The organism is Halorubrum sp. Hd13, from assembly GCF_002252755.1.
Taxonomy (GTDB): Archaea; Halobacteriota; Halobacteria; order Halobacteriales; family Haloferacaceae; genus Halorubrum.
Genome location: NZ_NHOY01000050.1, coordinates 1 through 13,981, shown reverse-complemented (window position 1 = coordinate 13,981; position 13,981 = coordinate 1). Strand labels below are relative to the sequence as shown.

Here is a 13,981-nt window from a genome sequence, read left to right as displayed (position 1 = left end):
GAAACCGGAACGCGCCTCGACGGTCGTGCGGGTTTTGCCCCTCGCGGCCCTACCGATCGCATGTTCGGACGCCGCTGGCTGGAGATGACGTGGCGCGACGGGCTGTTCTGCCACTGGCCGGTCGATCCGGCCGTCGTCGACGAGACGCTCCCCGAGCGGCTCACGGTCGCCACGCACGACGGAGACGCGTACCTCGGCGTCGTCGCCTTCGTGATGGATGACATCCGCCCGCGAGGCGTCCCCTTCGGGCTCTCGTTCCCGGAGCTCAACCTCAGGACGTACGTCGAGGGGCCGAGCGGCCCCGGCGTATATTTCTACAACCTCGACGCCGACGACCGCCTCGGCGTCGCGGTCGCCCGGCGGCTGTTCGCCCTGCCGTACTACCGCGCCGAGATGAGCGCGACCCGTCGAGACGACGGGGCCGTCCGGTTCCGGAGCCGTCGGACGCACCGGGGGGTCACGGACGCCCGCTTCGACGCCACCTATGGTCCGGCGGGCGAGCCGTTCGCGGCCGAGCCGGGGTCGCTCGCGGCGTTCCTCCTCGAGAACTACCGCTTCTACGCGGACGGAAATCGCCTCTACCGCGGCGAGATCGCCCACGAGCCGTGGACGCTGCGAGAGGGAACCGCCGATCTCCGAGAGAACACGCTCTTCGAGGCGAACGGCTTCGAGCGCCCCGCGGGCGAGCCGCTCGTCCACTACGCGGAGCCGGTCGACGTGAGCGCGGACCGGCTCCGGCGGGCCTGAACTCGGAGTCTCGGCGCCACCCGAGAGGCCGCCGACCGGGGCGCTGACCGGGAGGCCACCGACGGCGGCGCCGACCGCGACGACGCTGACCGCGGCGCCGGCCCTCTACGGGAAGAGACCGCGGTACTCGTGGGCGCTCGCCGTGCGTTCGAGCGCGAGGGTGTACGCCGCGGTCCGGAGGTCCGGGAGCCCCTTCTCGTCGTACTGGTCGATCGTCTGGTCGAACGCCGTCCCGATGCGGCGTTCGAGCTCCGCGTTTACCGTCTCAAGCGGCCACGAGAACTCCTGAGCGTTCTGGACCCACTCCAAGTACGAGACGATGACGCCGCCGGCGTTCGCGAGGATGTCCGGCACCACTTGCACGTCGCGCTCGGTCAGCGCCTCGTCGGCGGCGACGGTCGTGGGCCCGTTCGCGGCCTCGACGATGGACGACGCGCGCAGGGAGTCGACGTTGTCGGCGGTGATCACACCCTCGACGGCGGCCGGGATCAGGACGTCGACGTCGAGCCTCAGCAGCTCGTCGTTGCCGATCGCGTCGGGGTCGTCCCAGCGCTCGCCGCCGTCGGTCGCTCGCCCGCTGTCCGGCGTCGCCCGCAGATCGCCGGCCACGTACTCCTCGATCAGCCCGCCGGCGCTCACGTGCGCGGCGAGCGCGCTCACGTCGAGCCCGTCGGGGTCGTAGGCGGCGCCGGTCACGTCGGAGGTGGCGACGATCCGGGCGCCGGCCTCGTCGAGGAGTCGGGCCGCGTTCGACCCGACGTTGCCGAACCCCTGGATCGCGACGGTCGCCTCCGAGAGGTCGCGGTCGAGGTACTCGAAGAGCCGCTCGGTGACGATGGAGACGCCGCGTCCCGTGGCCTCGACCCGTCCGGGCGTCCCGCCGACCTCCAGCGGCTTGCCGGTGACGACCTGCGGGACGGAGTGGCCCTCGTACATCGAGTAGGTGTCCATCATCCACGCCATCGTCTGCGGGTTCGTGTTCATGTCCGGCGCGGGCACGTCGGTCTCGGGGCCGATCATCCGCCGGATGCCCTCCGTGTACCGACGGGTGAGGCTCTCCAAGTCGTTCTGGGTGAGGTCCTTCGGCTCGCAGATCACGCCGCCCTTGGCGCCGCCGTACGGGAGGTCGACGAGCGCGGTCTTCCAGGTCATCCACCCCGCGAGCGCCTCGACCTCCCGCTGGCTGACGGTCGGATGGAACCGGACGCCGCCCTTGAACGGCCCGCGCGCGCTGTCGAACTGGCAGCGGTACCCCTCGAACACCTCGACCTCCCCCGAGTCGAGTTCGACCGGGAGGGTGACTTTGAGCGTCCGCTCGGGGTGTTTGAGCCGCTCGAAGACGCCGTGATCCACGTCGGCGTACTCCTCCGCGCGGTCCATCTGTGCCAGCATGTTCTCGAACGGATCGTCCGCCATATTCGGCCCGACTCGGGCCCGGGTGATATCGGTTTCGGCAATACTTGACCCCGGTAGAGAGTACCTCTCAAATGCGTCGAGTGCGCCCTCAGTGCGAGGACTATCACGGGCGTCTCCGGGGCCTGACGGCGACCCGTTTCGCCCGGACTTATACGTCGGCGCCGACAACGACGGCGTATGATACGCGGACACGCGGCGGGGGAGCCTCGATGACGGCACAGTCGCTGCATCCCCGGATTCGGATCGTGTGGATCCTCCGCGCGGTGATCGTCGCGGCGGTCTTCTCTCTCCCCTTCGCCGGCGGGTTCTACATCGGCCGCCTCCCGATGTGGGCGCCCTTCGCCGCCGGCGGCGTCGTCCTCGCGCTCGGCGTGGTCCACGCCGTGCTCAAGTACCGACGGTGGAGCTACGAGATCCGCGAGGACGCGCTGTACCTCGACCGCGGCGTGGTTACGCAGGTCCGGACGACGGTGCCGCTGGTGCGGATCCAACACGTAGACTCCCGGCGCGGCCCGGTCGAGCGCGGCGTCGGGCTCGCCTCCTGCGTCGTCTACACGGCCGGCTCCCGCGGCGCGGACGTCCGGATTCCGGGACTGACGCCGGACGGCGCGAGCGACCTCCGCGAGGAGCTGAAGCGACTGGCGATCCGCGCGGACGGGGAGGACGCGGTGTGAAGCTCGCGCCCCAGTCGGTCCCGTACCGCGCGCTCCAGAAGGTGTCGGGATTCGTCGTGGTCGCCTTCTTCGTCGCGAACAGCAACGACTGGGGGCTCCCGGCGGCGGCGGCGGCCGGCGGCGCGATCCTCATCGCGGCGCTCGCGTACGAGACCGCCTACTACCGGCGCTTCGACTACGAGCTCACGGCGGACACCCTCGACATTTCCTCCGGGGTCATCTCGCGGCGCGAGCGGGAGATCCCCTACCGCCGGATCCAGAACGTCGACGTGAGCCAGAGCGTGATCCAGCGGGCGATCGGGATCGCCGCGGTCGACTTGGAGACCGCCGGCGGCTCCTCCACCGAGGGGTCGATCCGCTTCGTCAAGCCGGCGGAGGCGACCCGGCTCCGCCGCGAGGTCCAGCGCCGCAAGTCCGGCTCGTCGGCCGGCGAGGCGAGCGCGACTGAGGGCAGCGCCGACGGCGCCGACCGCGACGCCGTCGGTCCGGCGGAGGAGGAGCTGTTCGCCATCTCGCCGGGAGAACTCGCCCTGGTCGGCGCACTGTCGTTCGACGGCCGGCTCATCGGTCTGCTCGTCTTTCTGAGCTCGGGATCGGTCCCGGTGCTCTCGGGCTTCATCCCCGAGGCGTCCGCCACCGCGCTCACCGCGACCGCCATCGTCGCAGTCGGCGGGCTGTTCCTCGTGTCGTGGATCCTCGGCGCGGGGGTCGCGTTCTCGAACTACTACGGTTTCCGCCTCTCGCGCGCCGGCGACGAGCTCAGGTACGAGCGCGGCCTGTTCCGGCGATACAGCGGCTCGATCCCGACCGAGAAGGTCCAGACGCTGACGGTCTCCGACAACCCGGCGAAGCGGGTGCTCGGGTACGCGAGCCTCTCGATCGAGACCGCCGGCTACGCCCCCGGCCAGTCCGGAGACGGGGGGAGTCAGGCGGCGGTCCCCATCGCGACGACGGACCGCGTCTACCGGCTCGCCCACGAGGTGGAGTCGTTCGGGACGCCGACGTTCTCCCGGCCGCCGAAGCGGATCCGGTGGCGCTACGTCTTCCGGTACGTCATCGCCGTCGCGGTCCTCGTCGGGGTCGCCTTCGCCGTCGACTGGTTCGTGACTCCGGACCTCCCGTGGTACGGCCCCGCCGTCCTCCTGCTTGCGGTGCCGCCGGCGGCGCACCTGAAGTGGAAGCACCGCGGCTACTGGCTCGGCGACGACCACCTGCTCACGCGCAACGGGTTCTGGAGCCGAACGGTGACCGTCGTCCCCTACTACCGGATCCAGACCGTCATCGACAGCCGGACGATATTCCAGCGCCGGTGGAACGTGGCGACGATCGTCGCCGACACCGCCGGGAGCAGTTCGTTCAGCGGCACGTCGGCGGCCGCCGTCGACTTCGAGCTCGACGAGGCGATCGAGCTCAGAGAGGCGTTACAGGAGCGGCTCCAGTCGGCGCTCACCACCCAGCGGAACCGCCGCGACCGCTTCGAGTGGTTCGAGGGCGACGTCGACGAGGCGGTCGAGGCGGGTCCCGACGACGACGCCGACGGGGTGGACGTCGCAGACGCCGAAGAGGCCGCCGGTGCCGGACGGGCCGGGGCTGGCAACGACGCCGACACCGGAGACGACGACGCCGCGACCGCGAGAGACGCCGGGATCCCCGACGCCGACCGAGATGCCGAACGCGGCGACACCCAGAGCGGGGATTCCTCCGACTCCGGCTCCGACGCCGACTCCGACCCCGTCGACGCCGAGGACGAACCCGCGATCCCCGACGACGGGGTGGTCCGGCCGGACTTCTCCACGACCGACCGCGACTACTCCGAGCCCGCGGAGCGGATCGACACCGGCGAGTACGCCGTCGACCGGTTCCCTTCGGACGCCGACGTGGCCCATCAGCGGGGCGGACGGAACGGAGAGGCCGACGAGGGGACGTCGGACGAGGAGACCGGCGAGGAGAGGACGTCGGACGAGGAGACCGGCGAGGAGAGGACGTCGGATGGAGGGACGTCGAACCAGGAGAGCGCGGAGGATCCGGCCGAGAGCGACGGCGGATCCGCGGGCGACGAAAAGTAGCGAGGCGTCCGCGGCCGCCTACTCGTCGAGCAACTGCTGAGCGATGGTGTTCCGCAGGACCTCGCTCGTCCCTTCGTATATCTCCGAGAGCTTCGCGTCTCGGTAGAAGCGCTCGGCGGGGAAGTCCTTCGTGTAGCCGTAGCCGCCGTGGATCTGGATTCCCTCGTTCGCGACCTCGCGGGAGATCTCCGAGGCGTACAGCTTCGCCTGCGCGGCCTCTTTGATGTAGTCCTCGTCGCGCATCTTCAGGTCCGCGGCCTCGTGCATCAACAGCTCCGCGGCGCGGGCCTTCGTGTCCATGTCGGCGAGCTTGTGCTGGATCGCCTGGAAGTCGGCGATGGCGTGGTCGAACTGCTCCCGCTCCTGCGCGTACGACTTCGCCTCGTTGAGCGCGGCCCGCGCGATGCCGACGGACCGCGCCGCGATCGTGATCCGGCCGCCGTTCAGCGTCTTCAGCGCCTGCACGAACCCCTCCCCCTCCTCGCCGAGCCGCCGGTCCTCGGGGATCCACATGTCGTCGAAGCGGAGCTCGGCGGTCGGACACCCCTTATCGCCGAGCTTGTCCTCCGTCCCCTCCACGATGAACCCGTCGTCCTCCTCGGGGCGCACGACGAACGAGGAAATCCCCTTCCGGCCGGCGTCGGGGTCGGTCTTCGCGAACAGGGTGATCGTGTCGGCGACGGAGCCGTTCGAGATCCAGAGCTTCCCCCCGTCGACGACGTAGCCGTCGCCGTCGGGCTCGGCCGTGGTCGTCATGGCTGGCACGTCCGAGCCGGCCTCGGCCTCAGAGAGCGCGAACGCCCCGACGTCCTCGCCCGTGTTCAAGGCGGTGAGGTACTCCTCCCTCTGTCGCTCGTCGCCGAACTCGTACAGCATGTTCCCCGCGAGCGACGTGTGGGCGGCGACGACGGTCCCGAGCCCGCCCGAGCCGCGCGAGATCTCGGCGAGGCCGATCGCGTAGCTGTGGTAGTCGAGCCCGGCGCCCTCGTACTCGACGGGGAACGGCATTCCCATGAGCCCGAGTTCGGCCATCTCGTCGATCAGGTCGGCCGGGAACTCGTCGGACTCGTCGATCTCGGCGGCCCGTGGGACGACCTCCTCGTCGACGAATTCCGCGACCGTGTCGCGGATCTGACGCTGTTCCTCGGAGAGCGCGAAGTCCATGCCGTACACTCCCGCGCACGGCGACTTATCGGTTTCTACACGATCCTACACGGGGGCGAGGTTTCTCGCCGCCCTTCGGAGCGCAGTCGGTCGATCCCGTCCCTCGAACCCCGTCGGAATCGACGCCCGTCGGGGGTGCAGAGCCCGGCTCGTTCCACGAGGCTTTTTATGCGTTGTGCCGTAAGTGTCGGTAACCGAATGAGCGGACGAGCACACGGTCCCGCCGAGCCCGACCTTCCGTGGTGTCACGAGGCGGTTCAGGGCGTTTCTCGGACCTTCGCGCTGACGGTCGACGTGTTAGAGGAGCCGATGGCCTCGCAGATCTGCGTCGGGTACCTCCTCTGTCGAGTCGCCGACACCGTCGAGGACGCGGGTCACATCCCTCCCGAGGCGCAAAGCGACGTACTGCGCACCTACCGCGACGCCGTCGACCCGGGTTCGGACGTCGACATCGCCGAGTTCCGCGACGCCGTCGACGAGTGGCTCCCGGCGCCCGCCGAGCGCGACGAGGACTGGGAGGTCGTCGCCGAGGCCCCGACGATCGTGGCGACGTTCGAGGACCTCGATCCCGAGGCCCGCGAGGCCATCGTCCCGCCCGTGCTGGAGATGGTCGACGGGATGGCGATGTTCGTCGACCGCCACGCCACCGAGGGCGGGCTGCGCATCGACGACCGAGACGAACTGGAGCAGTACTGCTACTACGCCGCCGGCACCGTCGGCAACCTCATCACGAACCTCCTCACCCGCGGCGACGTCGGCGAGGAGCGGGCGCGGCGCCTCCGCGACACCGCCGAGGAGTTCGGGCTCCTCCTCCAGCTCGTCAACGTCTCGAAGGACGTGTACGACGACTACACGGAGGAGAACAACGTCTACCTCCCCGCCGAGTGGCTGGCCGACGAGGGGGTCGAGCAGGAGCGCGTCGTCCACCCAGAGAACCGCGAGTCGTCGGCCCGCGTCGTCGGACGCACCGCCGAGTACGCCCGGTCGTTCCTCGACGACGCGCAGGCGTACCTGGAGACGATGCCCCTCTCGAACGGGAACACGATGGAGGCGTGGACCGTCCCGTACCTGCTCGCGGTCGGCACCCTCCGCGAGCTCAACTCCCGGCCCGAGGACGCGCTCACCGAGACCGGCGTGAAAGTCTCCAGACAGGAGGTGTTCGCGGTGATGTCCGTCGCCGGCGAGGTCGGCCGCGACTCGCTGGCCGACCTCCGGCGGACGATCTCCCGGACCCCGTTTCACCGGGCCGTCGAGCCCGCGGACTGACGGACGACTCTTCTGACGGATTTCAGAGCCGCGCTCTCGCCCGCGAGACCGCCGGCACGCTGAGGCCGGTCGTCTCCGCCAGCGCCTCGGCCGCGCTCAGCAGCCACTCGGCGCGCTCGATCCGCGAGTCGAGGTCGCCCGGGCCGATCCGGTACGCCTCCACGAGCGCCTCGACGGTCGCGCCGCCGATCCACTCGTCGAGGATCCGCGCGGTCTTCACCGACTCCAGCCACTCCTCGAAGTCGTCGGTCTCGCCCATCGCCGTGGTCAGCTGTCCCGCGTTCGCCCGGGCGAAGCGGTAGATCTCGGCGCGCTCCTCGTTGCCGAGGTAGGTGTCCTGCATGTCGGGCGTGTCGCAGATCACCTCGAAGACGGTGAGCGTCGTCGCGCTCGCCATCTCGGCGGCCGTCCGGAGGCCGGCGACGATCCGCTCGCCGGTCTCCGGCCTGACGTACTGCTTCGAGGTGGTCTCGCCGACGGGCGTCGCGACCAGCCGGTAGGCGTCGACGCCGCCGGTCTCCCGGCGGACCATCCCGGCCGCGACGAGGTCGTCGACGGCGACCGCGACGGCGTCCGCGAGGCCGCCGGCGCCCGCCTCCCGCGCGTAGAAGGTGCCCTCGAAGACGCCGAGTATCTCCTCTTCGGTCTCGGCGAAGCCGGTCGCGATCGCGGAGAGGACGTGCGTCCGGAGCGACGCGGGGTCGGCGAGCTTCGACTCGACGGCCTCGGGCTCGCCCTCCACGTAGCGCTCGACGAGCTCGGCCTCGGTGTCCTCGTCGCCGACGAGCACCGCCTCGCCGTGCGGGTCGAGCCCGGGCCGGCCCGCGCGGCCGCACATCTGGTGGACCTCCAGCGTCGGGAGCCACTCCATCGCCGAGCCGGCGTAGCGCTTCTGGTCGCGGACCACGACGCGACGCGCGGGGACGTTGACCCCGGCCGCGAGCGTCGGCGTCGCGCAGATGCAGGCGGCGTCGCGGTCGCGGAACGCCGCCTCGACGACGGACCGGTGCCCGGAGCGGAGCCCGGCGTGGTGGAAGGCCACGCCCGACCGGAGGCAGTCGGCGAGCTGTCGGCCGGTGACCGTGCCGTCGACGGCCTCGACCTCGTCGGCGGCGGCCTCGGCGGCCGACCCGATCCCCATCTCGCCCGCGAGGCCGTCCTCGGCGAGCCGCTCCGCCAGCGCGACCGCCTCGGTCCGCGACCGGACGAAGGCGAGGCACTGCCCGCCGTCGGCGACGGTGTCGGCGACGAGGGCGGCCGTGACCTCGGTGTCGTCGAGGCCGTCGTCGTCGTCACCGTCGGTCTCGGGGTTCGACTCGTCCGCGACAGCGACGTCGATCGCCGTCCCGTCGTCGAAGTCGACGTGCCCGCCGACGGCGACGCCGGTCCGGAGGTCGACCGGGCGCCAGTCGGACTCGACGAGCGTCGCGTCCAGCCACCCGGCGATCGCCTCCGGGTTGTCGACGGTGGCCGAGAGCGCGACGACCTGCACGTCGGGGTTCCGGCGGCGGAGCGTCGCGAGCGTCACTTCGAGGGTCGGGCCGCGTCGCTCGGCGCCGAGGAGGTGGACCTCGTCGACGACGACGCAGGCGAGCTCGTCGACCCAGTCGGCGCCGTTCCGGATCGCCGAGTCGACCTTCTCGCTGGTCGCGACGACGACGTCGTTGCCGGCGAGCGCCTCGCCCGTGGCGTCGAAGTCGCCCGTGGAGATGCCGACGTCGACGCCGGGGAGCGACGCGAACGCCTCGTACTTCTCGCGGGCGAGCGCGCGGAGCGGACAGACGTACAGCCCCGGGCCGTCCGCGGTCAACAGCCCGAGCTCGGCGACGAACGTCTTCCCGGAGGCCGTGGGGATCGCGGCCACGACGTTCGCGCCGTCGCAGACGCCGGCGTCGACGGCGGCCGCCTGCGGCGGGTACAGCTCGCGGATCCCCCGCTCGGCGAAGTGGTCGACGTACGGCTCGGCGAGCGGGAGGTCGCTGACGCGCATTCGGTCGTCGGTTCGGCCGGACCGTATTTAAACAGTCGGCGGGGCGGAAGCGGAGCCGCGTTTCGGTTCCGGACGCCGGTCGCGTCGCGTTCCGAGCCGCCTCGGGCCGTCAGTTCCCGTCGTCGAAGTCCTGAAACAGCTTCTCGAAGTCGTCTTCGTCCTCGGTGACCGCCTCCAGCGACTCGTCGGCCCGCGACCGGAGCTCGTTGATGCGGTCGGTGAGTCGCTGATACTCGTCGTTGTCGGCGAGTTCCGTGGCGCTCTTCTCCGTCTCCAACATCGCCTTCTTGGAGGTCAGCGAGAACAGCTCCTGCATCTCCGTGTCGTACTCTCCCCGTCGCAACAGCCCCGCGACCGTCTCCCTGAGGGTGTCGCTGGTGACGGGTTTCACGAGGTAGTCGTCGAACCCCATCTTCAGGATGTCGAAGTCGGGCTCGACGGCGGTGACCATCGCGACCCGGCAGTCGATGCCGCGCTCGCGGACGGCAGACAGCACCTCGTCGCCCGAGAGCCCCGGCATCCGCCTGTCCAACAGGATCGTATCGACATCGTCGTCGACTTCGTCGAGGTTCTCCAGCGCTTCCTGGCCGCCGTACGCGGTTCGAACGCGATACTCGTCGCCGAGCCACGCGGCGTACAGGTCGGCCAGATCTGGTTCGTCCTCGACCACGAGGACCAGCGGCGGTTGCTCACTCATGGATTCTCGGAGCGACGACGTGTTCGCTCACACGTTTGGTCTCTTCGCGGACTATATTAAAATACCTCTTCGGGACCACGCCGCCGCTATCGAACGCCGTCGGACCGTGGGCCGACCGTCGGCCGATCCGGCGAGCGATCACTCGTTCGGGCTGTAGTTCGGCGCCTCGTCGGTGATCATCACGTCGTGCGGGTGGCCCTCGGTCTGCCCGGCGCTGGAGACGCGGACGAACTCGGCTCGCTCGTGCAGCTCGGGGACGGTCGCGGCGCCGACGTACCCCATGCCGGAGCAGATCCCCCCGGTGAGCTGGTGGAGCTCCGAGGCGAGGCTCCCCTTGTACGGCGTCGCGGCCTCGACGCCCTCGGGCACGAACTCCTCGTCTTCGTCCTCCTCCTTGAGATAGCGGTCGCCGCCGCCGGACTTCATCGCGCCGACGGAGCCCATCCCGCGGTACTGCTTGTACTTCTTCCCCTGCATCGTGATGACGCGCCCGGGCGCCTCGTCGGTGCCGGCGAAGTACGAGCCGAGCATCACGGCGTTCGCGCCCGCGGCCAGCGCCTTGATCGCGTCGCCGGAGTAGCGGATCCCGCCGTCAGCGATCACCGGGACGCCTTGCTGGGACGCCACGTCCGCGACCTCCGAGACCGCGGTCATCTGCGGCATCCCGGCGCCGCTCACGACGCGCGTGGTGCAGATCGACCCCGGCCCGATCCCCACCTTCAGCCCGTCGGCGAAGTCGATGGCGGCCTCGGCGGCCTCGCGAGTCCCGACGTTGCCGACGACGACGTCGGCGTCGACGGTCTCTTTGATCGCGCGGGCGGAGTCGAGCACGTTGAGGTTGTGGGCGTGCGCGCAGTCGATGAAGATCACGTCGACGTCGGCCTCGTCGGCCGCGATCGCGCGTTCCTCCTCGAAGGGGCCGACGGCGACGCCGGCCAACAGGCGGCCCCTGTCGTCGCGGGCGGCCTCCTCGTGCTCGCGGCGCTGGAGGATGCCCTGCATGGTGATGAGCCCGACGAGGCGGTCTTCGCCGTCGACGATCGGGACGCGCTCGATCTTGTGGTCGTACATCAGTTCGAGCGCCTCGCGCGCGTCGACGTCCTCCGACGCGGTGATGACCTCGTCCGTCATCGCCTCGCCGACGGCGTCGTCCTCGCCGACCTCCAGGTAGGGGCGGATGTCCGTCCCGGAGATGATGCCGAGGACGGCGTCCTCCGCGTCGACGACCGGGGCGCCGGAGACGCCCTGTCGCTCCATCACGGCGTCGGCCTCGCGGACGGTGTCGTCGGGCGAGACCGTCACGACGTTCTCGCGGCGGATGACGAGCTCGTGGGCGCGCTTGACGCGCTCGACCTCGGTGGCCGTCTCCTCGACGGTCATGTTGCGGTGCAGGACGCCGAGGCCACCCTCCCGGGCCATCGCGATTGCCAGGTCGCTCTCGGTGACGGTGTCCATCGCCGCCGAGAGGACCGGCACGGTGAGTTCGACGTTCTTCGAGACGCGCGCGGAGAGGTCGGCGTCGTCGGGCTCCACCCGGCTCTCCTTGGGGCGGAGGAGCACGTCGTCGAACGTCAGCGCTTCCGGCACGTCGAGCTTCGCAGAGAATCGACCGGAGTTGGTCTCCATATAAACCGTCGTGAGTGCCGCATCAAAAACGTTGCGAGTCCGCACGGACGTGCACCTCATTCTCATTCGAGTTCTATATATATGCACGGGCGTGGATCATATCGCGCGCGGCGGAGCCGATATCGAACCTGACCGGCACGGGTGCTCGTCAGGCGTTCGGCGCGAGTGCCAGCCTCGCGCTCTCCACGGACGAGGCGCCTGCGACCTCCCTTCGATCACCCGCACTCGACTCTCGCCTTCGATCACCCGCCCTCGGCTCTCGCGTGTCACAGTTCGACGGGCACGTCCGCGAGCCGTCTCCCACGGATCGGCGCTCTAACGCCGGCGCCGTCGACGGATCGCCGGCGAAATCCGGGATTCGTCACCGGTTCGTACCCGCCTTTTTAAATGAGATACAGCGATCGTCCGTGTCGTGCGGACAGGTCTCACACAACCTTTAACGCAACCGAAACGCGTATATAGAGTATGGACTCCGACAGTCCCGTGAACGCGCGCACCGCCGGCCAGCCGATCCGCACCCTCGGCGCCTCCTTTACAGCCGGCAATCCGCGCAAACTCTTTACATGGGCTGGTCGGGCCGCTCGCGGCTTCGACTCCGCACGCCGGGCCCTCGGCTATCGCGGGTCGTCTGCTTCCCACCGTGTACCCGTCGGTCAGGGACATCGCCCCTGAATGAGCGTTTCACGCCACCCGATAGCGCTCCGCTTAGAGCGGCAGGTGGGCAGCGCGACGAAGCTGCTCGCGACCGTCATGGTGCTGCCGCTGATCGACGGCATCTTCCCGGCGTTAGTCATCGCCGGCGTGTTGGGCACCGCCACCGGCGTCGTCGAGACCGGGATCCTCATCTTCGGCGGGTCGGCCACCGCGGCCGTGATCCTCGCCGAAATGGACGGGAGCCGCCGGGAGATGGCGACCTCCGTGCTGTTGATCGGCGCGGTGGTCGTTCCCATCGCGGCGATCGAGGCGGCGTTCGCGCCGACGTTCAAGGCGTTCCTCGACCTCCACGTCTTCGAGCGGTTCGCGGGGCTGGTGATCCTCACGATCGCCGCCAAGACCGCGAGCTCGGAGATCGGCGAGTACCTCCCGAGCCCGGGCGTCATCATCGCGCTCGGGTTCGTCGCGAGCTTCGACCCTGCCGGCTTCGCCGTGCGCCCGGGCGAGATGACCTCGCCGGAGTACGTCGTTAACGGCGCCGCCGCGGCGGGCGTCGGCGTCTCGTTCGCCCTCGCGGTCGCGCTGCTGTCGCCGCACCTCCGGGGCCGCGTCGACATCGACCGCTTCCGGTTCGGCTCGGCGGTCGCGCTCGGCGTGCTCGCGCTCCCGATCCTGCTCGGTCCGTTCGACCTGATGCAGACCGAGGCGCCCATCGCGCTGGCCGTCCTCGCCGTCACCACGCTGTTCGCGTACGACCCGAACGCCGGTCCCGTCGCGGACTCCGGGGACGACTCGCCGGGCGACGAGGACGGGCCGGGCGACGGTCCCCGCGACGGCGACGACGAAGACGCCGACGAGGAGGGAGGCTCCGACGAGGCGCCCGCGGACGGAGATCCCGCGCCGACCGACCCGCCGCTCGACGCCCCGCCGGACGCGCCCGGACCGATCGTGGACGACGACGTGGCGGTGCTGGCCAACGGCGGCGACCGCGACGCGGGCGACGACGAGTCGGACCCGTTCACCGACGACGACTCCCGGGCGCCCTGGCTGTAGGCGTCGCGTCGCGATCGGCGGCTCCCCACACCGGCGTGTCGCCGGGGTTTAGGTGCTCCGCCGTCTACGCGACGTATGTCCAATCGCGTCGTGCAGGGCCGAATGGTGACGCCCGAGAAGCTCGCGGAGCTGGTCGAAGGCGAGTCGGTGCTCGAAGCCGAGTCCATCGCGGACGCCGAGCGGGACTGCCCCGAGTGCGGCGGCGACGTCATCACCGTCGGCTACATGCCGAGCGTCACCGAGTTCGTCACCGGGTTCAAATGCCAGGAGTGCGACTGGAGCGACGACGACCGCTGAGGCTATCGCCGGGAACAGCGGTCGGACCTCGCTCGGTAACGGCGCCGCTCGCGTCGCCCTGTCGTCACTCGATCGCTCGCGTCGCCCTGTCGTCACCCGATCGCTCGCGATCGAAACCCCTTTATCCGCGTTTCGGCAACCACCTAATGCGATACCGCGTGGGGCTGTGGCCAAGCCAGGCATGGCGACTGACTCCAGAGGTTCGTGCCCGGGACGACACTCCAGACTGATATACCGAGCGGGCGACTGATCATCGCTCGCGTTGACGACCCTCTGGAGTTCCGAGGCGCACCGGAGATATCAGTCGATCGGGGGTTCAAATCCCTCCGGC

General features: G+C 70.2%; 11 protein-coding genes. 6 read left to right on the top strand and 5 right to left on the bottom strand.

Annotated features, from left to right (window positions below):
* The first annotated feature begins 60 nt into the window (after positions 1–60).
* On the top strand, positions 61–747 hold the full coding sequence (locus tag DJ81_RS06510) for a YqjF family protein (RefSeq protein ID WP_094589040.1): 687 nt from the start codon (positions 61–63) through the stop codon (positions 745–747).
* 105 nt (positions 748–852) lie between these two features.
* On the opposite strand, the gene DJ81_RS06505 is transcribed toward DJ81_RS06510, so the two are convergent.
* Positions 853–2,163, bottom strand: coding sequence for a Glu/Leu/Phe/Val dehydrogenase (locus DJ81_RS06505; RefSeq protein ID WP_094523073.1), 1,311 nt, complete (start codon positions 2,161–2,163; stop codon positions 853–855).
* 209 nt (positions 2,164–2,372) lie between these two features.
* On the opposite strand from DJ81_RS06505, the gene DJ81_RS06500 reads away from it, so the two are divergent.
* Positions 2,373–2,837, top strand: a complete 465-nt coding sequence (locus DJ81_RS06500) for a PH domain-containing protein (protein ID WP_094557269.1) — start codon at positions 2,373–2,375, stop codon at positions 2,835–2,837.
* The gene (locus DJ81_RS06495) at positions 2,834–4,903 is read left to right on the top strand and encodes a PH domain-containing protein (RefSeq protein WP_094589037.1); all 2,070 of its coding nucleotides are present in this window, start codon (positions 2,834–2,836) and stop codon (positions 4,901–4,903) included. Before DJ81_RS06500 ends, DJ81_RS06495 begins: the two co-directional genes overlap by 4 nt.
* 18 nt (positions 4,904–4,921) lie before the next feature.
* On the opposite strand, the gene DJ81_RS06490 is transcribed toward DJ81_RS06495, so the two are convergent.
* Positions 4,922–6,067: an acyl-CoA dehydrogenase family protein gene (locus tag DJ81_RS06490; protein ID WP_094589035.1), complete on the bottom strand. Its 1,146-nt coding sequence runs from the start codon at positions 6,065–6,067 to the stop codon at positions 4,922–4,924.
* Between the two features lie 198 nt (positions 6,068–6,265).
* On the opposite strand from DJ81_RS06490, the gene DJ81_RS06485 reads away from it, so the two are divergent.
* Positions 6,266–7,333: a phytoene/squalene synthase family protein gene (locus DJ81_RS06485; RefSeq protein ID WP_094523081.1), complete on the top strand. Its 1,068-nt coding sequence runs from the start codon at positions 6,266–6,268 to the stop codon at positions 7,331–7,333.
* Between the two features lie 22 nt (positions 7,334–7,355).
* Here DJ81_RS06485 and DJ81_RS06480 read toward each other — a convergent pair whose 3' ends face one another.
* From DJ81_RS06480 to guaB, 3 genes are all read right to left on the bottom strand, one after another.
* A complete protein-coding gene (locus DJ81_RS06480) occupies positions 7,356–9,323 on the bottom strand; it encodes a DEAD/DEAH box helicase (protein ID WP_094589033.1) in 1,968 nt (655 codons plus the stop codon).
* Positions 9,324–9,432: 109 nt separating this feature from the next.
* Positions 9,433–10,020, bottom strand: coding sequence for a HalX domain-containing protein (locus tag DJ81_RS06475; protein WP_094523085.1), 588 nt, complete (start codon positions 10,018–10,020; stop codon positions 9,433–9,435).
* 138 nt (positions 10,021–10,158) lie between these two features.
* Entirely contained in the window at positions 10,159–11,646 is a 1,488-nt protein-coding gene (gene guaB, locus DJ81_RS06470; RefSeq protein WP_094589030.1) for an IMP dehydrogenase, read from the bottom strand.
* A gap of 672 nt (positions 11,647–12,318) precedes the next feature.
* Between guaB and DJ81_RS06460 the strand changes: the two genes are divergently transcribed.
* Both DJ81_RS06460 and DJ81_RS06455 read left to right on the top strand, forming a co-directional pair.
* Positions 12,319–13,353: a DUF5794 domain-containing protein gene (locus DJ81_RS06460; RefSeq protein WP_094527702.1), complete on the top strand. Its 1,035-nt coding sequence runs from the start codon at positions 12,319–12,321 to the stop codon at positions 13,351–13,353.
* 75 nt (positions 13,354–13,428) lie between these two features.
* Positions 13,429–13,650, top strand: coding sequence for a DUF5795 family protein (locus DJ81_RS06455; RefSeq protein WP_094523093.1), 222 nt, complete (start codon positions 13,429–13,431; stop codon positions 13,648–13,650).
* Positions 13,651–13,981 lie beyond the last annotated feature (331 nt).

Coding starts and splice junctions, on each gene's coding strand:
- guaB (WP_094589030.1), bottom strand. CDS start 11,646: ATGGAGACCAACTCCGGTCGATTCTCTGCGAAGCTCGACGTGCCGGAA.
- DJ81_RS06475 (WP_094523085.1), bottom strand. CDS start 10,020: ATGAGTGAGCAACCGCCGCTGGTCCTCGTGGTCGAGGACGAACCAGAT.
- DJ81_RS06485 (WP_094523081.1), top strand. CDS start 6,266: ATGAGCGGACGAGCACACGGTCCCGCCGAGCCCGACCTTCCGTGGTGT.
- DJ81_RS06460 (WP_094527702.1), top strand. CDS start 12,319: ATGAGCGTTTCACGCCACCCGATAGCGCTCCGCTTAGAGCGGCAGGTG.
- DJ81_RS06505 (WP_094523073.1), bottom strand. CDS start 2,163: ATGGCGGACGATCCGTTCGAGAACATGCTGGCACAGATGGACCGCGCG.
- DJ81_RS06480 (WP_094589033.1), bottom strand. CDS start 9,323: ATGCGCGTCAGCGACCTCCCGCTCGCCGAGCCGTACGTCGACCACTTC.
- DJ81_RS06500 (WP_094557269.1), top strand. CDS start 2,373: ATGACGGCACAGTCGCTGCATCCCCGGATTCGGATCGTGTGGATCCTC.
- DJ81_RS06490 (WP_094589035.1), bottom strand. CDS start 6,067: ATGGACTTCGCGCTCTCCGAGGAACAGCGTCAGATCCGCGACACGGTC.
- DJ81_RS06510 (WP_094589040.1), top strand. CDS start 61: ATGTTCGGACGCCGCTGGCTGGAGATGACGTGGCGCGACGGGCTGTTC.
- DJ81_RS06455 (WP_094523093.1), top strand. CDS start 13,429: ATGTCCAATCGCGTCGTGCAGGGCCGAATGGTGACGCCCGAGAAGCTC.